Below are 23,660 nucleotides of genomic sequence, written 5' to 3'. Positions count from 1 at the left end.
GCAACATGTATAGGACACGCTGCACGAATACCTATGTTATCGAATAAACATAACAGCGTTGGTATGAATCAAATACGGCGTAGCGCTTTCCCATTTGCACAATATACGCTACACTAATTGAAACTGGTTTCAATGTCAGAATGGGAGTGTGGCAAATGGTAAATATTATTGATGTGGCACGCCATGCCGGTGTGTCCAAAACGACCGTTTCGCGCGTGATTAACAATTATCCGCATATTTCACCAGATAAGCGTCGTCAGGTGATGGAAGCGATGGAGGAGCTTGGGTTTGTACCGAATCCTTCAGCGCGTAAGCTACGGGGACAGGTTCCAACAACCATTGCCGTGATCGTGCCCAAGATTGTAAACCCGTTTTTTGCATATCTCGTCGATGCGATTGAGCAGGAAGGGCAGAGACATGGGTACCAGACGTTAATTTGCCAAACCAATGAGAAAAAGGATAAAGAATTGTCCTATCTTGATCTGCTCAAAAACAAGCAGGCAGACGGTATCATTATGGCATCCATTGAAAATGAGTGGTCTGAGATTGAGCCATATACGCAATATGGACCGATTGTATTGTGCAATGAATACGTCAATCAGAACGATGTGCCAACGATTCGAGCAGATCAATATGAAGGCACATATGCGGCAATGCGCCATCTGATCGACCGTGGACATCGCAAAATTATGTATTGCACAGGTGGGCTGTTTACCGATTATGGCAAGGACAAAGACCGCAATCAAGCGTACCAGAAAGCATTGCAAGAAGCGGGTATCGCCGTTGACCCGGCATGGATTCTGATTGATCGTCATACGATTCAAGATGGCAAACAGGTGATGCAAACGATTCTGGATATGCCGGATCGCCCAACCGCCGTATTTACGGGTAGTGATGAGATTGCCAGCGGATTGATGATGGCGGCGCGGCAAGCAGGGATGCGTATTCCTGACGATCTGGCGATTATTGGCTTTGATGATCAGCCGATTGCCGAAGTGTTAAGCCCTTCCTTGAGTACGATTCGCCAACCGATTCCTGCCATGGGCAAGCATGCTGTACAGATGCTATTGCAGCTCATTAACCAAGAACCATTGTCTAAGCCTTTATGCAAGTTACCCGTCGAATTAATCATACGCGAATCCACCTGATACTAGAATCATAAGGGTTCGTACTGGTGAAATTGGTATCGTTCCCAATTTAAATATTAGCATAACATCCTGCAGGAAGGGTATTCGCGAAAAAAATAATCTGCACACTATTGAAACCGTTCCCAAAGGATGATATATTTATTCCACATAGCCAACCTGTATAATAAGGACTGGAAAATACATCAATCATTTATCATGTAAGCGTTATTAAAGTGATGCCTGATGTAAAGAAAGATGATGTTCCAAACCAATGAAACAGGAATGGCAAAGAAGTCGTTCCGTACGATTACACAGCATGTATCCAAGCCTACGCTGATATGCCGAAGCAGTTGATTTCACTGACATTTACGTGTGTTTTACTGGTATCTACGTGAACGTTTGAAGCTGTCATGTATATTGAAGGTCTGGTGTAGGACACCAGTTATCATATGGCGATAATGCGTAGTATTCACCAGTCAAAGACATGCGCCAAAGTCAGCAAGGAACATCGCACTGTCTATCGTACCGAGCGGCGTCAACAACGAGTATCTATTTTTGGTATCGTTACCAATCGTATAACAACTTGTTAATCAGCTTATATTCTATACTTTGATTCTCAAAACGGTTGGAGATTGAATCGTCATGGTTCAGCAATGTGTCTTAGCAATTATGATTTAGCAATTATGTGATGGAGGGGTTTCTGTTGAGAAAAACATGGCAAAAAACACTGGCTTGGACAATGACGGGCGTACTGGCATTTACACTGGCAGGTTGTGGTAATGCAAGTTCGGACAGCAGCGGAAGCGGCAGTACAACCGCAGATGGCAAAGTTAGTATTATTATTACTAACGGCAAAGGCGAGATTGCATCCCAGTGGGCGCAGGCAGCCAAAGACTTTATGGCAGAGAATCCAGACATTCAAGTGGAAGCAGTATCGAGCGCTGTCGGCGATACCGTCTCACTGCTGGACAAACTGACTGCATCCGGTAAAACAGTAACGCTAGCAATGATGTCGCCCGACTCCATTACGAACAAATACAAAGATTTTGGCATTGACCTGTCTCAGGAAAAATGGAATCAGGACACTGAATACGGAGTGAAGGATGCCAATGGAAAAATCGCCGGCTTCCCGTTCTCTATCGAAGGCTTCGGACTCGTTTATAACAAAACTGTGCTGGACAAAGTAGAAGGTGGAACCTTTGATCCATTTACCATTAATACACGTGACAAGCTACAAGCATTACTCGACAAAATCAAAGCATCCGGCATCACCTATCCGGTCGCGTATCAAACGGAAAACTGGTCGGTTGCCAATCACTATAGTACACAATTCCTCAATCAGGCAGCCGATCCAAATACAATCGTAGATCAACTGAAAGCAGGCACACTCGATCTGGCAAGCAATCCGGTTTGGAATGGATACTACGATACGCTTGACCTGCTTGTATCACCGGAGTACAACAAATACGGCGAACGTCCTCTGGGCAAATATTACGATGATGCTCACGTTAGCGTCGGCAAAGGCGAGTCTGCGATTCTGTTTAACGGGAACTGGGCATATGACTCGTTGAAAGCGGTATCAGGCGAATCGTTCGGTTTCATGCCGGTTCCAGTGGACAACGACGCATCCAATCCATTGAATAACAAAATCGCGGCTGGTCCGACCAACATCCTCGTCATCAACCAGAAAGCAACGCCAGAGCAGCAAGCGGCTGCCAAGAAATTTCTGGACTGGATCGTCTATAACAAAAAAGGTCAGGATTTCCTCGTCAATCAGTCACAGGTCATCTCAGCATTCAAAAACAATCCATACAAAGTCAGCAACCCACTCGGCGCTGCACTAGCAGAAGCGATCAAGGACGGCAAAACACTGCCATTCAGCTCCAACTATGTCAAAGTCGAAGACTGGGGCAGCATCCTAGCACCTGACATCCAGAAATACATCGCCAAAAAAGAAACCCGCGCCGAGCTGGCACAGGTCATTCAAAACTATTATAAAAACCAGAAGTAACAGACTGGCTGCCGTACGCTTCTTATATATGAATCCCAATTTGCTTAGCATGACGCACATGGATTCAACTTGAATTGAGTACAGGACTGCGGGATTTCTACCCACTGTTGCACCAGCCGATGATTGTATATTGTGTTCATGTTCATCGGCTGGCACAGAGGGGAATATAGGCGCCAATCAATCTGATACCCATTCCTCACATCATTCCAAAGTCTATCATGATAGTTAACTTCCATATCGACTCACCAACGACATACACTTATGTAAAAGCAAAATTCCAATCGAAGCAATCGCCTTACTCTTGATTCACCAAACCGTTTACAGGCAGGTGTTCTCCACTATGATATCTGAAAAAAATCCGCTGCGGCGCTGGCTGCTGCAACTGTTTTTCACTGGACCGACGATCGTCTTTTTCTGCATCGCTGTTATGGTGCCGTTCGCATATGGACTTTATATGACGTTTCATACGGTATCATCGCCGCTTGATCCGCTGCAATTTGCTGGGCTTGCTAATTATCGTGAAGCGTTTCAGGATGAGAATTTCTGGGCGGCGATGTGGCTAACTGTGAAGTTTGTGCTGGCAACGGTCATTTTGATCAATATTCTTGGCTTTTTGCTCGCTTTTCTAGTGACTTCAGGTGTGCGTTTTCAGAATTTTTTCCGTACATCGCTGTTTACGCCTAATCTGATCGGTGGATTGGTGCTCGGTTATATTTGGCAATTTATCTTCGTTCAGACGCTACCTGCAATTGGCGAAAAGTTCAATATCGAATGGCTGCGACTCGGCTGGCTCGGTGATGAGACGATGGCGTTCTGGGCGATTGTCATCGTCTCGATCTGGCAATCGGCAGGCTATATGATGATTATCTTTGTCGCTGGGCTGGTCAATGTACCGAAGGATGTACTGGAAGCGGCAACGATTGACGGGGCGAACGGCTGGCAGCGTCTACGTGCAGTTACCTTGCCGCTGATGGTTCCTTCATTCGTCGTGACCGTATTTTTAACGTTGAAAAATGCGTTTATGGTGTACGATCTCAACTACTCACTTACCGAGGGTGGACCGTATGGCAGCACGACGATGGTTTCCATGCAGGTTGTACAAAAGGCATTTACCGAGAACAACTATGGTGTCGGTCAGGCGGAAGCATTTGTACTGTTTTTGATTGTCGCAGTGATTACCGGGCTGCAAGTGTATTTCAGTAAAAAGATGGAGGTGTCGGCATAATGGGAATCGGCAAAAAAGTGACCTTGCCATTCATCTACGCGCTGCTGATCATCTTCTTTCTCCTGTTTGTATTTCCGTTTCTACTGATTATTATTAACTCCTTCAAAAGCAATGGCGAGATTCTGGAAAGTCCATTCGCGCTACCGACCAGCTTCACCTTCGGACATTTTGCTGAAGTGATTGACAAGATGAACTTTTTCGTCTCATTTAGCAATACGGTGATGGTCACCTTTTTCTCAGTCATCTTTATCGGTTTGTTTGCTTCGATGACCGCTTATTATATGGTGCGTCATGGTGGCAGATTGAATAACGGGCTGTTTGTCCTGTTGGTGGCGTCGATGATTATTCCATTTCAATCGATCATGATTCCGCTCATTTACATTTATGGTGCCAAGCTGCACTGGATTGATGCGGCGCCACTGCCATTTCTGATTGTTCTGTATATCGGCTTTGGCAGCGCGCTGTCGGTATTTATGTATCACGGATTCGTCAAATCGATTCCGTATGAACTGGAAGAAGCATCGTTGCTGGACGGCTGTACACGTCCGCAAACCTTTTTCAAAATCGTACTGCCGATGCTGTCACCGATTACAGCCACCATTGCGATTCTGAATGTACTGTGGATCTGGAACGATTATTTGCTGCCGTCGCTTGTGCTGACGGATGAACGCTATTTTACAATGCCCATCAAAATGAAAGCCTTCAACGGCACGTATATGAACAACTGGGAATTGCTCATTCCGGCGCTACTGTTGACAATTTTGCCGATTCTGATCGCCTATCTGTTCGGTCAGCGCTATATTATTCGCGGCGTTAGTCAGGGTGCGATCAAGTAACATATTCAAGCATATATGTTCATCAAAAGATGCATGAATATCGAAAGGGATAGATGCATAGCTAGCTGTATTTTAGAAGAGATAGATTTAGAAGAGATAGAATAGAGAGCGCTCCACAACGCTCTATAGAATAGGAGATGAATGGAATGAGTGAACCGCTGCAACAGCGTAAAACGAATACTAGCTATACACATAACGATACGCCATTCACTAGCAAGCCTATGGATCATGGGCAACTTCAACAATTATCAGCACAGCATGAACAGAACTACGATGCGCAACAGCAACATGAAACACAGCAGCAATTGCGCCCGGGCTGGTGGAAGGAAAGCGTCGTGTACCAGATTTACCCGCGTAGCTTTCAAGATTCAAACGGCGACGGGATTGGCGATCTGCGCGGCATTATTCAGCGACTGGACTATATCCATGCACTAGGTGCTGATGTGATCTGGTTATGCCCGGTGTACGATTCGCCGAATGACGATAACGGTTACGACATTCGCGATTATTACCGGATTCATGAAGAGTTTGGAACGATGGAAGAAATGGAAGAATTAATTACCAGAGCAGGAGAATACGGCATTCGTATCATTATGGATTTGGTTGCCAATCATACGTCCGACGAGCACGCTTGGTTCGTAGAATCTCGCAGCTCACTGGACAATGACAAGCGTGATTGGTACATCTGGCGACCGGGTCAAGATGGACAAGCGCCGAACAACTGGGGATCGCATTTTGGTGGTTCTGCTTGGGAATATGACGAGGTGACTGGGGAATATTATTTGCACTGCTTTTCACGCAAGCAGCCAGATTTGAATTGGGAAAATCCGCAGGTGCGTAGCGAGCTGTACCGTATGATGGAATGGTGGATTCAGCTTGGAATTGCTGGCTTCCGCATCGATGCGATTACGTTTATAAAAAAAGACCAGCACTTGCTATCGTCAGCGATCAACGTAGTACAACAGGATGAACATGCAGCGACTTCGGTCGCGCAACAGGAGCTTACAACCGCCCAGACAAACCCCACGATCCCGCAGGCAAATTTTACAAAGACTCCGGCAATGATACCCGTCATCGCTGCCTGTCTGAATCGTCCGGGTATTATGGACTTTTTGCAGGAAATGAAGCGTGAAGTGTTGGTGCCGCATCAGGCGATGACCGTGGCTGAAGCGCCAGGGGTGCCGATCGACGATGTGGATCAATATGTGGATGAGGACGAGGGCGTATTCAATATGATTTTCCAATTTGACCATGTGGATCTGGATCTGAATCCAGAGAAGCAGGGCATGTACCAGCATTGGAACTTAACCGATTTTAAACGGGTGCTATCTCACTGGCAAGAAGCGACAAGCCGCAACAGCTGGATGGCGCTCTATCTGGAAAATCACGATCATGTGCGCAGCGTATCGAAGTTCGCCCATGACGGTCAGCACCGCGAAGCCGCCGCCAAAATGCTGGCTGCTTACTATCTGCTCATGCGCGGCACGCCGTTCATTTATCAGGGGCAGGAGCTAGGCATGACGAATCATCGCTTCGACTCTATCGAGGATTATCGCGATCTGGACAGTATTCGTATGTATCATGAGCAGCGTGCCGCTGGACGAGCAGAAAAAGACATTATGGAGTATCTGTACCGCCGCAGTCGTGATCAGGGGAGAACGCCGATGCAGTGGAATGCTGAAGCGGGAGCGGGCTTTACACAAGGAACACCGTGGCTTCAGATCAATCCCAATCATACGCAGATTAACGTGGAAGCTCAGCTTGCCAATGAGCGATCCGTGCTGCATTTCTATCGTAAGCTGGTTCAATTGCGGAAGCAGTATCCGGCGCTAATATATGGTGATTATACGCCAATTCAGAATGATTCCGAACAAATTGCTGCATATATTCGTTCCTACAAGCAGGAATTTTGGAGTGTGTGGTGTAATTTTACAGATAGCACGATCTCTCTACCTGAACATAGGGGTGACGACATCATGCTGTGCAATCTGGAGCATCATGAAAGCGGTATATTGCAACCGTTTGAGACTGTGATATTCCGCTCTCTTCGTCCAGATTGATTGTGACAATCGGTACTACACATCATTCACCACGACTGAAAAGGGGAACCGTACATGCCAATTCAAAACAAAGCAATGCTGATCACGTATGCGGATAGTCTGGGCAATAACATGGGCGAGCTGGCAGATATTCTTGACCAGCATTTGCAAGGTGTCATCAGCGGCGTTCATTTGCTACCATTTTATCCGTCGTCCGGTGATCGCGGGTTCGCGCCAATGGATTATACGCAGGTAGACCCGGCGCTGGGCAGTTGGGAAGATGTACGCCGGATTAGTAACAACTTCTATATGATGTACGATTTTATGATTAATCATATTTCCCAGCAATCGAAGTATTTTCAGGATTTTTTGGAAAAGAAAGATGCATCTGCGTATGCCGATCTGTTTATCCGTTACAAGGATTTCTGGCCGAATGGCGAACCGACCGAAGAAGATGTCGACCTGATCTACAAACGTAAGCCGCGTGCGCCGTATGTAGAAGTGACATTTCAAGATGGTAGCACGGAAAAGGTATGGTGTACGTTTGACGAGCAGCAGATCGATTTGGATGTGACGACCGAGACGACGCGTCAGTTTATCCGTGACAATCTGAATTTCCTCGCTGAGCAGGGAGCGTCTGTTATTCGTCTGGATGCTTTTGCGTATGCGAATAAGAAGATTGGCACCAACTGCTTCTTCGTCGAGCCAGACATCTGGGAGATGCTGCAATACGCGGCAGACCTAACCGAAGCGAAGGGCGTGGAAGTACTACCGGAGATTCACGAGCATTACAGCATTCAACTGAAAATCGCCGATAAGGGCTATTACGTATACGATTTTGCCTTGCCGATGCTTGTACTACATGCTCTGTACAGCGGACAAACCAATCGCCTTGCTCACTGGCTGAATATCTGTCCACGCAAGCAGTTCACTACACTGGATACGCATGACGGCATCGGTGTTGTCGATGTAAAAGACCTGATGACTGACGAAGAAGCCGAGATGACACGCGAAAGCCTGTATAGCAAAGGCGCCAACGTGAAGAAAATCTATAGCAGTGAAGCGTACAACAATCTGGATATTTATCAGATTAACTGTACGTATTATTCTGCGCTTGGCAACAACGATCAGGCGTATGTGCTGGCACGGGCGCTGCAATGCTTCGCACCGGGCATTCCGCAGATTTATTATGTCGGTCTGCTAGCAGGAGAGAACGATATCGAGCTGCTGGAGCGGACGAAGGAAGGACGTAACATCAACCGCCACTATTATAGTAAAGACGAAGTAGAGCAGGAGATTCAGCGTCCAGTTGTACAGCGTTTGTTCGATCTGTTGCGCTTCCGCAATACAAGCACTGCCTTTGACGGCGAGATTGCGGTGGAGGAGAGCGGAGACAATGAGCTGACCATCACTTGGAGTCATGGGGAGAAGGCGGCGCGTCTACAAGCGAACCTGAAGACACATGAATTTACCGTGAGCGAGAATGTGGATGGTGCAGGCTGGCAAGATGTATTGTAATGAGTCTTTGAGTATATAGGATGGTGAGATGAGGGGGAATATTGTACAGAATTCCCCCTCATTTCATATGTTTTAAAATTTCACTTTACAATATGGCTCATCTGTTATACGATATATTGGTGTTCGGAAAACGGAAGTGACTTTCTGAAATGCCAGTATACATAGCAATCAGCAGTTTATGCTTTACCATTGATGAACACACAAGCAACAACCTATTGAACATGCCGGGGTGGCGGAATTGGCAGACGCACAGGACTTAAAATCCTGCGGTAGGTGACTACCGTACGGGTTCGACCCCCGTCCTCGGCATATATGATTTAACTTGAAAACTCTTGCGCAGCAAGGGTTTTTTGTTTTATTGATTAGATGTTCGTGTTTGTTTCTTCATTTTAGAACAAGTGTCATTTTCAGTTTTGGGGACGGATTAGGGACATTTCGTATAGTATAAAAGCAGTGGGCTATATTGGTGCTCACTGCTTTTTTGATTACATAAAACGAGTATTTCTTACTATTAGATTCAGGTTTCTAGGCAATTCATTTTCTTCGATCGATCCAAGCAACTCTTTAATTTTTCGAGAATGCGAATCAAATATATCTTTTCCAGTTTGGTTGAGATAAAATATGTGACTAAAATCAGGGAAGTGTTCATTTTTATAATTGGGATCTTCGAGAGAATACAATACTATTTCTTCTTGTTTACTTGCAGATTTTCCGGAAGCTAATATATTTTTTTGCTCAAGCTTGATCAAGTTATTCAAACTCATTTGGAGTTCCATATCATAACTGCGCTGACCGATAATATAATAATTACTCATAAGATCACCTCCTTCCACAGTCCGAATCCATTATCATTCGTGACGCTCACTTGGTACAAGATGTTATGTACACCGCCAATTCTCTAAGACGAAATGTATGCAAGCCAAATGAATTCACAGTCATATCGTAATATAAAGTAAGGAATAAGATATATGTACAAATTCAACTAGAGATTTATAAGGAGAATATCACAAATATTACGTTCGATTTCAAAAGGTGGATAATTTCTATATCACCGCAAATCCGACGGTTTACACCCTCGCAACTGCCGAAACACCCGATTAAACGTGCGAATATTCCCGAACCCGCAATCCAGCGCAATATCCAACAATCGCTCATCCGTATGTACAATCTGCTGCTCCGCTCGCCGAATCCGCAACTCATTCACATATGTGTTGTACCCCATTCCAGTCACATTTTTAAAAAAGCGAGAAAAGTGAAACACACTCATCCGCGCATAGTCCGCACCATCCTGTAAGGTCAACGGCTGCGTACAGTGTTGCTCCAGCTGATCAAGTAGCTCCTGCATCATTTTCAAATGAGCTGTGGAGCGGTGTTGACGCTTCTGCTCACCCGATCCAGTAGGAATATGCCGCTCAATGAGTCCACACAACAATTGCAGCAACCCGGTAATAATCATCTCCGACGGCTCTGCTTGCTGATCCTCTACATATAGCGCCTGCATAACGGGTGCAAGTTGTTCTAACGCCTGCTGTCGCTCCATAGTCATCCCATCCATAGACGTAAGAAAATGCGAACGAAAATCCTGCTCCACGGGCCAACCTGCCGGACTGCCAATCAGACGCGGGTTGAAAATGATCATAATGATCTCTGATTCGCCGCGACTGCTATCGTAATAATGAATATCCCCACTACCGCAAAACGCAAATTCCCCCGCCTTCAACACCCGTGTCTCATAATTGATCCCAATCTGCAAACTGCCTTCTGTCACATACATAAATTCCAGATCGTGATGCCAGTGCGCCAGAAAGCTAATATTGCGAATCCGTCCGATCTGCACTGGCAGCCCTTTGCCATAGGTACGATTCTCATGAAACGCCCGCATCTTCGTCACCTCATTATGAATTTCGTCTGCCCCTAGATTAGCAAAAAATGTCCACTTCCACAATGAAAATGGCGCGCATCATGTATGCGTTTACTTTACAATGTGGCTGTACATGTGAAATCAGCATGAATATCGAAGCTTACAGATGGGAGCGTTCTACAAATGAGCAAACAAGCATTGATCGTTAGCGGCGGTTGGGATGGACATCAGCCGAAGGAAGTTGCCGATTTATTCGCCGAATTATTGCGCGCAGAAGATTTTGAAGTAGAGATTGCGTATACATTGGATGCTTTTCTGGATGAACAGAAGCTAATGCAATTGGATCTGATCGTGCCCGTATGGACAATGGGGGAGATTAGCAATGAACAGCTACAACCAGTGCTGAACGCGGTCTCGTCAGGTGTTGGTCTTGCTGGTTGTCATGGCGGTATGTGCGACTCGTTCCGTAACAGTGTAGAGTGGCAATTTATGACCGGATCGCAATGGGTCGCACATCCGTTTAACGATGGGGTAGAGTACGACGTGCGAATTGTACAAACATCGTCCAGCCCACTGGTTGAACAGATTTCCGATTTCAAAGTCGTGTCTGAGCAATATTATTTGCACGTTGACCCCGCAGTGGATGTGCTGGCAACAACGACGTTCCGTATTAGCGAAGGCGCACATTCTGCCAACGGGGAGATCGTCATGCCGGTCGTTTATACGAAGAAATGGGGCAAAGGCAAAGTGTACTACAATTCACTCGGTCACCAAGTCAACATTTTCGATATTCCCGAAGCAAAAGAATTGATGCGCCGCGGACTAATATGGGCATCACGCTGATCTGACTAGACAGAGATTCAGATTGAGGGAAATTCTAATCTAGCATTAATTTTCTAATCATATACATGTATGAATACACACAGCTCCATTGCAATAAACCCATGCCAAAGCACCCTATAGGTCAACGAACATGTAATAGGTTGACGAACATGTCACAATAGTCCTCTACTTTATACAATAGAAAGGTGAATCCCTTATGAGCAAAGTGAAAATCGGTATCATCGGCTGTGGTAATATTAGCAGCATCTATCTGGAAAATCTCACCCGCACCTTCGTCAATACCGAAGTCTACGCTTGCGCCGACTTTAATGAAGACAAGCTCAACGAAGCCGCCGAGCAATATAGTATCCCGAATCGCTGGACAGCTGAGCAGATCATCGCCAGCGATGAGATCCAATTGGTTGTCAATTTGACCACGCCACCTGATCATTACGCCATCTGTCGCCAAGCATTGGAAGGCGGCAAACATGTCTACGTAGAAAAACCACTCTCGCTGTCATATGAGCAAGGAAGCGAGCTCGTACAACTCGCACAATCCAAAGGATTACTACTAGGCGGCGCCCCCGACACTTTCCTTGGTGCAGGTTTGCAAACATGCCGTAAACTCATCGACGACGGCTATATCGGCGATCCAGTAGCCGCGACCGCCTTTATGGTCAACCACGGACACGAAAGCTGGCACCCTAACCCATCCTTTTATTATAAACAAGGTGGAGGTCCGATGTACGATATGGGACCGTACTACCTGACCGCATTAATTTCCTTACTCGGACCTGCACAATCCGTATCCGGTATGACCAAAACGTCGTTGCCTCAACGCACTATTACCAGCCAACCGCGTTACGGCGAGATCATCGACGTCGAAGTGCCAACCCATATTACCGGCACCATCCGTTTCCAAAATAATGCCATCGCCACCATGATCACCAGCTTTGATATCTGGAGCAGCACCTTGCCATATATCGAAATCTACGGCACCCTCGGCACCTTGATCGTGCCAGACCCGAACACATTCGGTGGTCCAATCCGCCTGCGTCCAGCAAACAGCACCGAATTCATGGAATTCCCACTCATCCATCAATACGAAGAAAACAGCCGCGGCATCGGCATTTCCGACATGGCACACTGCATCCAACACGGCGGCACCCCAAGAGCCAACGGTCACCTAACTAGCCACGTCCTCGAGATCATGCAAGCCTTCCACACCAGTGCCGACTCCGGTACCCACCACACCCTCCAATCCACATGCACCCAACCAACCCCGCTCAGCCCCAGCCTAATCAAAGGCTACATCAACTAAAATAGAACAACAAACCAAGCTCAACAAATGCAATAAACGCAAACCAAACGAAACAAAATCATTCCCCTACAGCACCCTTCCCCGAAGCGGTGCTTTTTTTATTTATTTCTCTCTAAAGAAGACAAAAACATAGCTACAACCATTCGCAACCGCAAAGAAGAGAATCCAGTACATTTTAAATACCTATAAAAATGTCTTGAGAAAAGTTAGATGAATGTATACGTATATTTGAAAATAATATAATGTTCAATAATCAAAACATATCAAATATGAAATGCTACACAATCAAAATACCAAAGAGAATTAAAAAGCATTCCAAATAATAAAGAATCAACGATAAAGAAATTTATAAAGTAATCCCGTCAATAAGAAAAGTCTACTTATAAATTAAAAAACTAATACTCCTAAGCATGTGTTACTTGGAATCTTACATTATTACATTTTATCAACAACGTTCTTTTAACTTTGCCACCGCCCCCACCCAAGCAGTCTTTTTAACCCCGTAACTCTGAACAGCAATTTTTTGCAATCCACTAACATGTATTTAAGGTCTTTTACATATAGATGCCAAGTAACACCAAGCGTAGGGAAGGGAATAAGGGAAAAGGAACGACTTATCGTGTTTGTGATCTTCAAACACGATGTTCAATGAAAAGTGATTTTTGCGAAGCAAAATATCTTACCGTCTTGGAGGGGCGTGAATCTACAATAGCGATCTCATCCGTAGATTCGCGCGGCTCCACCGGAGTCCGTTTCCTTATCCCTTCCCGCAGCGTTGTACCTCCCAACTCCCTATCAACAAAACACATCCTATCTCCCAAAAACCCCTCTCAAAGCCAAAAGTTAAAAAACCTGCTTCCCCCCAACGAATACATTATTATAAAATCAGGGTAATAAACCAAAGAACGATACCACAACAGTCATACAGCTGCATCATCCTCACCAAGCAACACACCTCATAACAGCATGCAGTTGCCACGACACATCATCATACGAGAGAAAGGATGTTACACATGTTTGGAAACGATTGGGATGATATACTGAAAGAAGAGATGGAGAAGCCTTATTTCAAGGAGCTTATGAGCTGGCTAGACGAGGAATACGAGCAGCACACGATCTACCCGCCGCGTGATTTATTGTTTCAAGCCTTTCGTCTAACCCCGTATTCGGAGGTCAAAGCCGTCATTTTAGGGCAGGACCCATATCATGGAGCAGGGCAGGCAGAAGGGTTAAGCTTTTCCGTACAACCGGGCGTCAAAGTACCGCCATCCTTGCGCAATATTTACATAGAATTGCAGGAAGATACAGGTGCACCGATTCCGAAGCATGGTTCGCTCGTTAGTTGGGGCAAGCACGGCGTGCTGCTGCTCAACACAGCGCTGACCGTCCGTGCCGGTCAAGCCGCTTCACACCGTGGCAAAGGCTGGGAGAAGTTTACTGATGCTGTGATCCGATTGTTAAATGAACGTCCGAAGCCGATAGTATTCATACTATGGGGCAATCATGCGGCAGAGAAGGAAGCGCTCATCAACACAGAGCATCATGCGATTATTCGCTCGGCGCATCCAAGTCCATTTGCCGCACGCAAAGGCTTTTTCGGCAGTCGTCCGTTTTCGCGAACCAATGATTTTTTGACCGAACAGGGCCAGCAGCCGATTGACTGGACCATTCCGGAGTTGACCTGATTATGGGGCATGGAGGTGGGATCTTGAAACGGTGGGAAGGGAAGAAAGTCGTGATTACGCGTGATGATGAGTACCGTTCTAGACTGTATGGCACGATTCAGATCTGGGATGTGGACAAGAACCGACTCGTACTACAACCCGGTTCGGTGCATGTATTATTAAATGATATTTTGCATATCAAGGAACTGGAAAAGCTGCCTCAAGATTTGAATTCGGCGGCATGGGAGCTGAATGCAGTCGGTTATGTGATGAAGCAGCCCGTTCAATTTGACAATGCGATTCTGTTTAGCTCCAAGGTGATGATCTGGAAAGGGGACGAACTGATCGAGCCGTTCGCCAAGCTAGTGCGTCATAATCGTGAGCGCGTTATCCTGGATGACCAACGCGTATTTGCGAAAGCTGATTATCAGTTTGTCGTTCGTTCGCGTCGAGGTTGTTAAATGGCAGGAGCTTAGAAACCGCATAGCCAGGGCATCTATAACGCTTATAACCAAAGTTAAATCAAGCTTCAAACCAATTGCGACTATCGTCTTGTATACAGGACGATAGTCTTATTTTGGGAAAAATTAGTGTTTATTTGCGGAAAAACCTTCAAATTTTCGCCTATCGCTCCGATATAAGTTAAGGACTGGACGCAGATAATACTATAATTAAGGGGAGAAAATAATGACACAAACGGCAAGATTGGGGAAACTGGTACTGTTGTTGGCAATAATCGTAGGTTTATTCCCAGCATCGACCTTTGCTGCAGACACAACTGTAGCCTCCATCAAATTCTCCGATTCTACAACATTGGATTTGTCCATCGACAGTGGCGAAACCGAATTGACTTTGTATGCTATCCAAAGCGATGGAACCAAAACAGATATTACAACGACGGCAACATGGGCGACAAGCTCCTCTACAATCGTTGAAGTTAGCCAAGGCGTAATCAAACCGCTTGCAGCAGGTACGGTAACCATTACTGCCAAATATAGCGGATTTACAACAACTAGAAAAGTCGTAGTCACTTCACCGTATACTAAGTTAGCTTTGTCTCCTTCTTCGGACAAAATCACTAATGTAAATATCGATGAGCCGTATACATTTACTGCAAAAGCAACCAAGAAAGACGGTACTGTAGTAGATGTGAGCGATCTGGCTACGTGGTCTACATATGACACGAAGATCGCAACTGTAGATGATGGTAAAGTAGATGGCGTTGCACAAGGTTCCACTACATTGACTGTTAGTTATCTAGGTCTTACCGACAGCACAACGATTTATGTGCGTACATCTTTTGACGGATTGAATCTGACACCAGAAACAGATCAAGTTATGTTTGTCGGTCAAAAATCGGCTGCGATCAAAGCAGAAGTGATTGATTCCGACAACACAACAGACGTAACGAGTAAAACAACTTGGACTTCGTCCACACCGCTTAATGTAACGGTAGATAGCGGCGTATTGCAGGCATGGACAGCGGGAACAGCAACAATTACCGCTAAATACCAAGGCTTCACCAAGTCGTTTGATGTAACAGTCTACAAAAAGATGAAGAAAATCGAAGCAAGTGTAGAATCGATCGATCTGACTCCAGATCAAACGCTCACACTGCCTACTGTCAAAGGAACAGCGCTGGACGGTACAACGACAGACCTGTCCAAAGCAATGACATGGGAAGTGGATAGCAATATTGCGACACTGACTAGCACCAGCATCGTTGGTGAAAATATCGGTACAGCAAGCCTGGTTGGTACCGTTGGTAATCTGAAAGTAACGATTCCGGTAACGGTAGCTAGTTCGTATAGCGATCTGAGCCTGTCCATTGGTTCCGAATTGAATCTGAATATCGGTGATTCCCAACAGATTACAGTTACAGCTACACAAGAAGATGGTACGACAGCAGATGTTACTGATCTGGATACAGTTACTTGGTCCACTTACGATAGCAAAATCATCAAAGTCGTAGACGGCAAAGTAACAGGCTTGTCCGCTGGTAAAACAACATTGACTGTCAAATACAAAACGTTAACGACTACTGCTACACTATATGTTCGTTCTTCCTTCCAAGGTCTGATTCTAACTCCAGAAGACGATCAAGTGATGTTTATCGGTCAAACGCCAACTCAGATCAAAGCTGAACTGGCAAATGCGACAGATGTCAAAGATATCACTTCGGATGTAACATGGACATCTTCCGCTCCACTGGTCGCAACGGTAGACAAAGGTGTGCTTACTCCATGGGTAGAAGGCACATCGACGATCAAAGCGCAGTACGAAGATTTCACGAAGAGCTTCAAAGTTACGGTATACAAAACAATGAAAAAGTTGGAACCAGACGTAACTTCTATTGATCTGGTTACTGGCAAATCCGTGACGTTGCCAAAAGTAACGGGTACAGCGGTAGACGGTACAACAACGGATCTGTCCAAAGTTGTAGATTGGACAGTAGACGGTTCTGCTGCATCTCTGACTAGCACGAAGATCACTGGTGAAACTGCCGGTAACGTAAATCTGGTCGGTACGGTAGGCAATATGCAAGTGACTGTTCCGGTTACTGTGAAAACAAAAATCCTCAACCTGACTCCAAGCGCAACTAGCTTGAGCGTGGTAGTTGGAGCAACAGCTGCAATCCCGACGGTACAGGCAGTAGCGGCAGACGGCACTACTTCAGATGTAAGTGACGATATCGTATGGACATCCAGTTCCAACAAATTGTTGGTTCAAGGCGATAACGTGAAAGCACTTGTCAAAGGTACAGCTTCCCTCAAAGGAACGTACTTGAACGAAACCGTTCGCGTTAGCGTGAAAATGGAAGGCAAACTGGCTTCTATCGTAGTAACGCCAACCGATATCGATCTAGCGATTAACAAAAGCAAATCGATCAAAGTAACAGGTAAATATACAGATGGCAAATCGGTTACCTTGTCCACCAAAATGAACTGGGTATCTTCGAACACATCAGTAGCGACAGTAAAAGGTTCTTCCGTGAAGGCGATTGGTATGGGTACAACAACGCTGACCGGATCGTATCAAGGTCTGACTGCTACAGTGAAAGTAACGGTAAGTGCACAGCTCAAAAAGCTGACGCTATCCGAAAAATCGCTGAAAATGACAACAGGCACAACAACGATCTTGCTGGTGACTGCGGAATATGATACTGGCGAAACCGTAGATGTTAGCCAAAATGCAACATGGACGTCGTCCAAAACGAATGTAGCAACAGTAAGCAATGGTAAAATCAGCGCTGTTGCCAAAGGAACATCCGCTATTCGTGTCGAATTTGATGGCAAACGCGTAAGCACAAACGTAACTGTCAAAGACGCAGCAAGTAAATAATCCCTTTTTATAGCGACTTGTCCAGTCTGGTTAATGGATACATCCGTTAATCGTAGCTTGTCCGGCAGTCTGTTGCCGGGGATTGAATGCAATAGCATATAATAAAGCTTGAGCCGTTTCCTTTCTTTATTGAAGAGAGGAAGCGGCTTTTTGTTGTTAAACAGCTAGCTGACTGAACAGCTGAATATTGGAGAGAGTAAATCTGGATGGAGGATGTACGGAACTAGTATTTTCAGGGGAAACGCGGCAGTAGCTAAAAGACGGAATGTAGATGGGGAGGAACCTTCAAAATGTTGTTGCCAAAAAGCAATAGCAGTTTTATAATAAACAAGAACATATGTTCCTTCTTATTATTAGTCGAATACATATATCGGATTGAATACATACATCGTAATTGCATCATGGTATAACAGTGATCCATGATTGATGATTGCCTATTTGCGAATAGGAATGGAACTCAATTGAATTAGATTGAATTGATTTGGTTTGATTGTTGCTTGGTTTGGATTGCCCCAGCTCTGGAAAAGTACAGGAGGCGACAGATATGCTGGATGATACGGAACGCAAGCTGCTACGAGTATTATTTAACTTTTTTGCTTCCAGAAGGCGAATGCCGGTATGGAAAGAATTGACCGCTATAACGTATAAGACGCGTGCTCAGCTGACGCAGACGTTGTTGTCGTTGGAATCCCATCAATACATACACTGGCAAGATCAGTCTGGACCTCATACGATTGTTATGATCGAAGGGTGGGAGCGTAAGGATCGGCCGCTACCGCGCCGTTTTGCGCCGACTGATACGTCGTATTGGACGCAATATTAAGGATGAAATGAAGATGCGACGGCTCATTGTTTACAAGTTGGATACAATGACGAGCTTGTACCGATACAACTGTTGGTTAAAGTAAGAGCAGGAACAACAACAGACATCAGGTACATGCATCGAATATATCCCAACTTTAAAGGAGACTTTCACATGAAATCCAAAACATGGATTACCGTCGCACTGGCAGCAGGCATGACACTCACTACATCAGCAGGCGTATACGCAGGCACCAAGCTGGAATCGATCCGCGCCTACGTGAATCATGGCATTCAGATCGAAGTGAATGGTAGTGCCTATACGGCAAAAGGATCGAATGGAGAGCAGCTATCTCCTATCACATACAACGGTTCCACCTATCTTCCAGTGCGTGCGATGGCGGACGCATTGAGCGTGCCTGTGAATTACAACGCCACAGCAGGCAAAGTATCGCTGGGGACATCGTCTGGCTCGGGAAACACAAATAACGGCAACGGAAGCTCTACTGGCAACACCAGCAGTTTGAAATCCATCACCTACACCACGTCCCAGATCAATCAGATCAAACAAGCACGTAGCAGCTTTGGCGTAGACGCATTTGCCGTACCGTATGCCCCAACTCAGATCGGCAGTCAGGATTCCTTCGTCAAGGTCGCAGCCGCAGACGGCGCAGACAGCGTAAACCTGCTATACAAACACATGCGCGTCTCCGCAGCCGCACGCGATAACAGCGGTGGTGATTTTGGCAAAGGCGGTACTCAGGTGAAGCTGAGTAATGGTGTGACGGGTAACTACTACGCAGCGAGTGGAGATACCGGAGCACAAGTGACCTTTGAATGGAAAGGGAACTATTTTACGATTACAGCACTGGATAGCAGTCTGACCAAAGATCAGCTGATTGGCGTAGCTGGATCGGTGAACAAGTTGTAAGATTGGATGAAATGTAACTCTGTTCCCTAGCAAATGATAGGTATGAGAGAAGGATTACAGTTAAGATAGTGCAGGTATGAAATAGATATTTAAGTATGACAAATTCACGAAGATGAATGGAGCATACTATACAGATAATCTAATAAACTACAAGCTGAATAAAAAATCGAGATGTGTGCTGAATGCATACATCTCGATTTTCACTTGGCAAGTTAGGATTGACAGCGCTCTTTTGATTTGATATATTAAATCTTGTGATTGTAATATGACCTGTTAGCTCAGCGGGAGAGCACTATCTTGACAGGGTAGGGGTCAGTGGTTCGATCCCACTACAGGTCATCGCCGAAAGTCCTTGCGTAGCAAGGGCTTTTTTTATGTACAAATCATATAATGTAGCAGTAAAAGGTTTGAATACGATGGTCACTAGATACCTCATAGTGGTCGCATTCAAACCTTTTGTTATGTGCATATATAATAATAATTGTTATATTCGATTAGAATGAAGTCTCAATTTACGAGTTGATTTGTGCAAAAAATTGTTCTTTTTCTGCTCTTGATGCATGTGCAATCTGTTTCGCGATGCCTGGCACAATTTCTTGTTCCCCACGTTCCAATGCTTCCATTACTTCATCTATAAACATATTCAACGGCATTCCTGCTTCATTCAACCCCGGTGCACCCAGATCGGTGTGAACTTGGGGAGGAGCCAATTCAATGATTTCGATCGGTTGATCTTTCAATTGATGTCTCAATGAAATTGTGTAAGAATGAAGTGCTGCTTTTGTCGCTGAATATACAGCGGAATGTGCAAGTGGGACATGAGCCAGAGCAGACGTAACATTGATAATGGTACTTTCACGAGAATACTCGCTAAAATATTTTGCGAATAAGGTATTCAAATGTACAGGTGCAGAGAAGTTAGTCAAAATCTCGCTCTCTGTAATTGTCCATGGTTCTGGTTGATGATACGACGGAAATCGCATGACCCCTGCATTATTGATCAATACATTTATCTCAGGATGTTCAGAAGTGATTTTCTCAAACAGAGTAATGCGCTCAGATTCTTTTGAAATGTCATTCACATAAGTATGCAGTTCTGGAAAATTGGCTTTGGCATCTGCAAGCTTTTCTGCATTTCTTCCGGTAATAATTAATGTATTGGATGCAAGCAGTCGCTTCGTCCATTCTAGTCCAATGCCTGCTGATCCTCCTGTAATTAAAATGGTATTATTGTGTAATTTCATGTTACTTCGTCCTTTCTTATTTAAAGTAGATAGGGTTGCATGTATTATTGTATAAAGCTGTGAAGCTAACAGGGAGAGGAGCCTTTATCCTAGTACTGGCAATACTATCTACAATCATGGTCTTTATGTACACACCGATGATAATCAACCGATTCAGATTATAGTAAGGGGGATAAACTATGGCAGATGTGGAGTTTGATCGATACAGTGAGCTCGCTCATTTTTTGCGCAGTCGTCGTGAGCGGTTAACACCGGAGCAAGCAGGTATTTCAGGTTTTGGACGAAGACGAACACCTGGATTACGTCGCACTGAAGTAGCGATGTTAGCTGGAGTTAGTTTGGAGTGGTACACTTATTTGGAGCAAGCGAGACCTATTAACGTATCAATCGAAGTGCTGGAAAGTGTGGCAAGAGCTTTACAACTGAATAGTGCAGAACGAAAGCATATGTTTCTACTTGCCCATCGTCAATCTCCTCCCCAGCAAGAAAAACCTCAAACTCGCGTTAGTTTGGAGTTGCAAAGACTGATTGATAGTATGGAATACACACCCGCAAGTATTATGGATACAAAGATGAATATTATCGCCCGTAACCAAGCAAATTTCATTTTTGAGGAAAATAAACTGACTCCTGATGAGCATGATGATAATTTTTTGTGGATTACCTTTACATCTGACTTTTTTCGCACGTTGAAAGGAGAGCATTGGGAGCAGCATGCTCATATGATCATGGCGCAATTCCGCTCCAATTATGCACAATACGCAGATGATCCTTGGTGGAAAAAACAGGTGGAACAATTATCTATGATCAGCTCGGAGTTTCAACGTATGTGGGCGAAACATGATGTGGTAGATGCGTTCAACATGATGAAAGAGGTGTATCATCCTGTTGTCGGAGTATTAAACTTTGATCACTTGTCTGTTCATCCATCACAAGCCCCAGATTTACAAATTAATATGCATGTTCCGCACAATGATGGAACGGTTGACAAAATCAAGCAGCTTCTCCAAATCCAAAATAAATGCTAATCATTCTTCACGACATAGCAGGGGAATGCAAATTTCTAGCGAATAATTTACACATAGTAATGATGAGAGCTGCTGCTACACAATGATAGACGAACTTTAACATACAAAATACATGTATGTTGAGAATAGATTAATATGTGGATTTGGAATAAATCGTGTATTGATTTTTATAACTCTTAAAGAAAGGAGCCTATTCAGTATGAACAAAATCCTACTCAATCGAATCATTGGAATCGTTTTTGCAATTGCGTTAGTTTTTGTTATTTTGATTCCACTCACTACGTTGTTTATGACGATCAAGCTTGCTTTGCGAGATGTGCCGCTTAGTGCATTGTTATGGATTGGTTTGGCGCTGGTTGTTGTACGCTTGTTTGTCTATACGATGAAAACTGGCAAAACTACCGTTTGATGATCCGTATGTATAGGTACGAACCAATGTGTAATATGATCGGTTGTGCTCCATGAGGATGAAGCAGTGAGAGCAGATTGCTTGAACTTCATAGGGCGCTTTGTTGTTTCATGCAGATTCATTCGCCGTACCTACTTAGAACTTAGAACTTAGAACTTAGAACTTAGAACTTAGAACTTAGAACTTAGAACTTAGAACTTAGAACTTAGAACTTAGAACTTAGAACTTAGAACTTAGAATGGGATATACTCTAATTTTAACAAACATTTTACATGCTAGATTATTGATACAGCATCAAACGCTACTACCCACAATCCCTTGCTGCGTCTGATCTCTCGGTTCCCGGACTTGCACTTTGTAGTCAACATTTACATAATAGAAAAAAGCACAAACCAATCATTGAACCAAGCAGAGACAAAGGAGGGAGATGCATGGCTAGCGAGGCTTATGCGTATATCGACAAGACGGCAAATCAAGTGTTCCATGTGTTGATCGAATATGAGGATGCAAGGAAGCATGCGAAAGGTTCCATTATCGAATACAAAGGGGAGCACGAGTGCGGCTATCCTGTAGTGGATGGCAAGCAGTTGGTCGTCTATACACGCAATATGATGGAGAAGCACGATCGTTCTATTCCGTCGTATGTACAGGCAGCAATTGATGCGCTGCGTTGATTTACATTCCTGCATATATGCTAATTACAACATAATGTCATCATCTATATTGAAAATCTCAAATCATTGCCTGTAAACCCTCCGATCTATGGAGGGTTTTTGCTTGAAATTGTCTCGTATCTTTTTGTATCTTGTGCATAACTTTGTGTATACTATAGATTCGAGAATGCTAAGTGTCCAAGTATTGGACGTTTAATTCAGAGTCAAAAGGAGAGAAACCATGAGTCAACGTTATCGCATTACACGTGAAATGCAGAATATTGATGAGGCTGCCAAAGAAATTACGCTGGAGGAGTGCAAAGCTTATTTTGCAACTCAGGCGGATATTGAATATACACCAGTCTTTACTGTCAAAGGGGAGACGACCATGTCGATTGAAGGCGACTTTTTCTTATGGCATCAGGGCACGGCGACGATTCCATTCCGTCATTACGGCGGCGATCTGTATGTGTCTGGTGCCAATGAAGCAGTCATTCCGAAGATGATCGAAGTTGCTAGCGTATTGCGGGCAGATGTTTCGGAAGATTGAGGTAGGTTAGATCTGCGACAGTATGCTAACTTTTTGAGAAGTTCATAGCAGAAGACTATCTTTATCTAATGGAATGGATGTATATAAGAGTGTGTGCTTGTAAGCAAGTTCTTATATTATATAAGGATATAGATCATCCAATCACATATATATGCCAAAATCGGTCGGATAAGCAGCAGAATTACACTGCATACTTATCCGATTGTTTGTGTTTTGGAGACTCTTCATTTTTCATATTGAAAAAGCTACCAATTCACGTATAATTTATGTATGTATTT

At 44.6% G+C, this 23,660-nt stretch carries 20 protein-coding genes and 2 tRNA genes; 19 read left to right on the top strand and 3 right to left on the bottom strand.

Going from position 1 to position 23,660, the window contains the following annotated elements; translation table 11 throughout:
* Positions 1-155 precede the first annotated feature (155 nt).
* The 7 genes from ACE3MZ_RS16070 (at position 156) to ACE3MZ_RS16040 (ending at position 9,065) form a co-directional block, all read left to right on the top strand.
* Positions 156-1,148, top strand: coding sequence for a LacI family DNA-binding transcriptional regulator (locus tag ACE3MZ_RS16070; protein ID WP_411343153.1), 993 nt, complete (start codon positions 156-158; stop codon positions 1,146-1,148).
* Between the two features lie 682 nt (positions 1,149-1,830).
* Positions 1,831-3,138: an ABC transporter substrate-binding protein gene (locus ACE3MZ_RS16065; RefSeq protein ID WP_411343152.1), complete on the top strand. Its 1,308-nt coding sequence runs from the start codon at positions 1,831-1,833 to the stop codon at positions 3,136-3,138.
* Between the two features lie 340 nt (positions 3,139-3,478).
* Positions 3,479-4,363 carry a carbohydrate ABC transporter permease gene (locus tag ACE3MZ_RS16060; RefSeq protein WP_411343151.1) on the top strand — a complete coding sequence of 295 codons (885 nt, stop codon included), beginning with the start codon at positions 3,479-3,481 and terminating at the stop codon, positions 4,361-4,363.
* The gene (locus ACE3MZ_RS16055) at positions 4,363-5,199 is read left to right on the top strand and encodes a carbohydrate ABC transporter permease (RefSeq protein ID WP_411343150.1); all 837 of its coding nucleotides are present in this window, start codon (positions 4,363-4,365) and stop codon (positions 5,197-5,199) included. Before ACE3MZ_RS16060 ends, ACE3MZ_RS16055 begins: the two co-directional genes overlap by 1 nt.
* 146 nt (positions 5,200-5,345) lie before the next feature.
* Entirely contained in the window at positions 5,346-7,259 is a 1,914-nt protein-coding gene (locus ACE3MZ_RS16050) for a glycoside hydrolase family 13 protein (protein ID WP_411343149.1), read from the top strand.
* A gap of 54 nt (positions 7,260-7,313) precedes the next feature.
* The gene (gene gtfA, locus ACE3MZ_RS16045) at positions 7,314-8,756 is read left to right on the top strand and encodes a sucrose phosphorylase (protein WP_411343148.1); all 1,443 of its coding nucleotides are present in this window, start codon (positions 7,314-7,316) and stop codon (positions 8,754-8,756) included.
* A 223-nt stretch (positions 8,757-8,979) separates the two neighbouring features.
* Positions 8,980-9,065 (top strand) — tRNA-Leu (locus tag ACE3MZ_RS16040).
* Between the two features lie 176 nt (positions 9,066-9,241).
* On the opposite strand, the gene ACE3MZ_RS16035 is transcribed toward ACE3MZ_RS16040, so the two are convergent.
* Both ACE3MZ_RS16035 and ACE3MZ_RS16030 read right to left on the bottom strand, forming a co-directional pair.
* Positions 9,242-9,571, bottom strand: a complete 330-nt coding sequence (locus tag ACE3MZ_RS16035; protein WP_411343147.1) for a hypothetical protein — start codon at positions 9,569-9,571, stop codon at positions 9,242-9,244.
* 233 nt (positions 9,572-9,804) lie between these two features.
* Complete coding sequence (locus ACE3MZ_RS16030) at positions 9,805-10,638, bottom strand: helix-turn-helix domain-containing protein (RefSeq protein WP_411343146.1); 834 nt, start codon at positions 10,636-10,638, stop codon at positions 9,805-9,807.
* A 162-nt stretch (positions 10,639-10,800) separates the two neighbouring features.
* Between ACE3MZ_RS16030 and ACE3MZ_RS16025 the strand changes: the two genes are divergently transcribed.
* The 8 genes from ACE3MZ_RS16025 (at position 10,801) to ACE3MZ_RS15990 (ending at position 19,837) form a co-directional block, all read left to right on the top strand.
* Complete coding sequence (locus ACE3MZ_RS16025; protein WP_411343145.1) at positions 10,801-11,460, top strand: ThuA domain-containing protein; 660 nt, start codon at positions 10,801-10,803, stop codon at positions 11,458-11,460.
* A 196-nt stretch (positions 11,461-11,656) separates the two neighbouring features.
* On the top strand, positions 11,657-12,760 hold the full coding sequence (locus ACE3MZ_RS16020; protein ID WP_411343144.1) for a Gfo/Idh/MocA family protein: 1,104 nt from the start codon (positions 11,657-11,659) through the stop codon (positions 12,758-12,760).
* Positions 12,761-13,764: 1,004 nt separating this feature from the next.
* Positions 13,765-14,445, top strand: coding sequence for a uracil-DNA glycosylase (locus ACE3MZ_RS16015; protein WP_411343143.1), 681 nt, complete (start codon positions 13,765-13,767; stop codon positions 14,443-14,445).
* 23 nt (positions 14,446-14,468) lie between these two features.
* A complete protein-coding gene (locus tag ACE3MZ_RS16010; RefSeq protein ID WP_411343142.1) occupies positions 14,469-14,885 on the top strand; it encodes a hypothetical protein in 417 nt (138 codons plus the stop codon).
* Positions 14,886-15,111: 226 nt separating this feature from the next.
* Positions 15,112-17,766, top strand: a complete 2,655-nt coding sequence (locus ACE3MZ_RS16005; RefSeq protein WP_411343141.1) for an Ig domain-containing protein — start codon at positions 15,112-15,114, stop codon at positions 17,764-17,766.
* A 544-nt stretch (positions 17,767-18,310) separates the two neighbouring features.
* Complete coding sequence (locus ACE3MZ_RS16000) at positions 18,311-18,589, top strand: hypothetical protein (protein ID WP_411343140.1); 279 nt, start codon at positions 18,311-18,313, stop codon at positions 18,587-18,589.
* A 153-nt stretch (positions 18,590-18,742) separates the two neighbouring features.
* Complete coding sequence (locus ACE3MZ_RS15995) at positions 18,743-19,498, top strand: hypothetical protein (protein ID WP_411343139.1); 756 nt, start codon at positions 18,743-18,745, stop codon at positions 19,496-19,498.
* Between the two features lie 267 nt (positions 19,499-19,765).
* Positions 19,766-19,837, top strand: a tRNA-Val gene (locus ACE3MZ_RS15990).
* A gap of 173 nt (positions 19,838-20,010) precedes the next feature.
* Here the strand turns inward: ACE3MZ_RS15990 and ACE3MZ_RS15985 are convergent.
* Entirely contained in the window at positions 20,011-20,742 is a 732-nt protein-coding gene (locus ACE3MZ_RS15985; RefSeq protein WP_411343138.1) for an SDR family oxidoreductase, read from the bottom strand.
* 179 nt (positions 20,743-20,921) lie between these two features.
* Here ACE3MZ_RS15985 and ACE3MZ_RS15980 point away from each other — a divergent pair, with 179 nt between their 5' ends.
* The 4 genes from ACE3MZ_RS15980 to ACE3MZ_RS15965 all read left to right on the top strand — a co-directional run bounded on the left by ACE3MZ_RS15980 (position 20,922) and on the right by ACE3MZ_RS15965 (position 23,382).
* On the top strand, positions 20,922-21,770 hold the full coding sequence (locus tag ACE3MZ_RS15980; RefSeq protein ID WP_411343137.1) for a helix-turn-helix transcriptional regulator: 849 nt from the start codon (positions 20,922-20,924) through the stop codon (positions 21,768-21,770).
* Positions 21,771-21,969: 199 nt separating this feature from the next.
* On the top strand, positions 21,970-22,179 hold the full coding sequence (locus ACE3MZ_RS15975) for a hypothetical protein (protein WP_411343136.1): 210 nt from the start codon (positions 21,970-21,972) through the stop codon (positions 22,177-22,179).
* A 431-nt stretch (positions 22,180-22,610) separates the two neighbouring features.
* Positions 22,611-22,853, top strand: coding sequence for a hypothetical protein (locus ACE3MZ_RS15970; protein WP_411343135.1), 243 nt, complete (start codon positions 22,611-22,613; stop codon positions 22,851-22,853).
* A 220-nt stretch (positions 22,854-23,073) separates the two neighbouring features.
* Entirely contained in the window at positions 23,074-23,382 is a 309-nt protein-coding gene (locus ACE3MZ_RS15965) for a hypothetical protein (RefSeq protein WP_411343134.1), read from the top strand.
* Positions 23,383-23,660: the final 278 nt, after the last annotated feature.

Source organism: Paenibacillus sp. WLX1005, from assembly GCF_046603685.1.
In the GTDB taxonomy this organism is placed as follows: Bacteria; Bacillota; Bacilli; order Paenibacillales; family Paenibacillaceae; genus Saccharibacillus.
Note: the sequence above shows the minus strand (reverse complement) of the source record. Positions and strands in the feature narration are given on the sequence as shown.

Coding starts and splice junctions, on each gene's coding strand:
- ACE3MZ_RS16070 (WP_411343153.1), top strand. CDS start 156: ATGGTAAATATTATTGATGTGGCACGCCATGCCGGTGTGTCCAAAACG.
- ACE3MZ_RS16000 (WP_411343140.1), top strand. CDS start 18,311: ATGCTGGATGATACGGAACGCAAGCTGCTACGAGTATTATTTAACTTT.
- ACE3MZ_RS15980 (WP_411343137.1), top strand. CDS start 20,922: ATGGCAGATGTGGAGTTTGATCGATACAGTGAGCTCGCTCATTTTTTG.
- ACE3MZ_RS16035 (WP_411343147.1), bottom strand. CDS start 9,571: ATGAGTAATTATTATATTATCGGTCAGCGCAGTTATGATATGGAACTC.
- ACE3MZ_RS15985 (WP_411343138.1), bottom strand. CDS start 20,742: ATGAAATTACACAATAATACCATTTTAATTACAGGAGGATCAGCAGGC.
- ACE3MZ_RS16015 (WP_411343143.1), top strand. CDS start 13,765: ATGTTACACATGTTTGGAAACGATTGGGATGATATACTGAAAGAAGAG.
- gtfA (WP_411343148.1), top strand. CDS start 7,314: ATGCCAATTCAAAACAAAGCAATGCTGATCACGTATGCGGATAGTCTG.
- ACE3MZ_RS16030 (WP_411343146.1), bottom strand. CDS start 10,638: ATGCGGGCGTTTCATGAGAATCGTACCTATGGCAAAGGGCTGCCAGTG.
- ACE3MZ_RS16025 (WP_411343145.1), top strand. CDS start 10,801: ATGAGCAAACAAGCATTGATCGTTAGCGGCGGTTGGGATGGACATCAG.
- ACE3MZ_RS16055 (WP_411343150.1), top strand. CDS start 4,363: ATGGGAATCGGCAAAAAAGTGACCTTGCCATTCATCTACGCGCTGCTG.
- ACE3MZ_RS15970 (WP_411343135.1), top strand. CDS start 22,611: ATGGCTAGCGAGGCTTATGCGTATATCGACAAGACGGCAAATCAAGTG.
- ACE3MZ_RS15995 (WP_411343139.1), top strand. CDS start 18,743: ATGAAATCCAAAACATGGATTACCGTCGCACTGGCAGCAGGCATGACA.
- ACE3MZ_RS16060 (WP_411343151.1), top strand. CDS start 3,479: ATGATATCTGAAAAAAATCCGCTGCGGCGCTGGCTGCTGCAACTGTTT.
- ACE3MZ_RS16005 (WP_411343141.1), top strand. CDS start 15,112: ATGACACAAACGGCAAGATTGGGGAAACTGGTACTGTTGTTGGCAATA.
- ACE3MZ_RS15975 (WP_411343136.1), top strand. CDS start 21,970: ATGAACAAAATCCTACTCAATCGAATCATTGGAATCGTTTTTGCAATT.
- ACE3MZ_RS16020 (WP_411343144.1), top strand. CDS start 11,657: ATGAGCAAAGTGAAAATCGGTATCATCGGCTGTGGTAATATTAGCAGC.
- ACE3MZ_RS16050 (WP_411343149.1), top strand. CDS start 5,346: ATGAGTGAACCGCTGCAACAGCGTAAAACGAATACTAGCTATACACAT.
- ACE3MZ_RS15965 (WP_411343134.1), top strand. CDS start 23,074: ATGAGTCAACGTTATCGCATTACACGTGAAATGCAGAATATTGATGAG.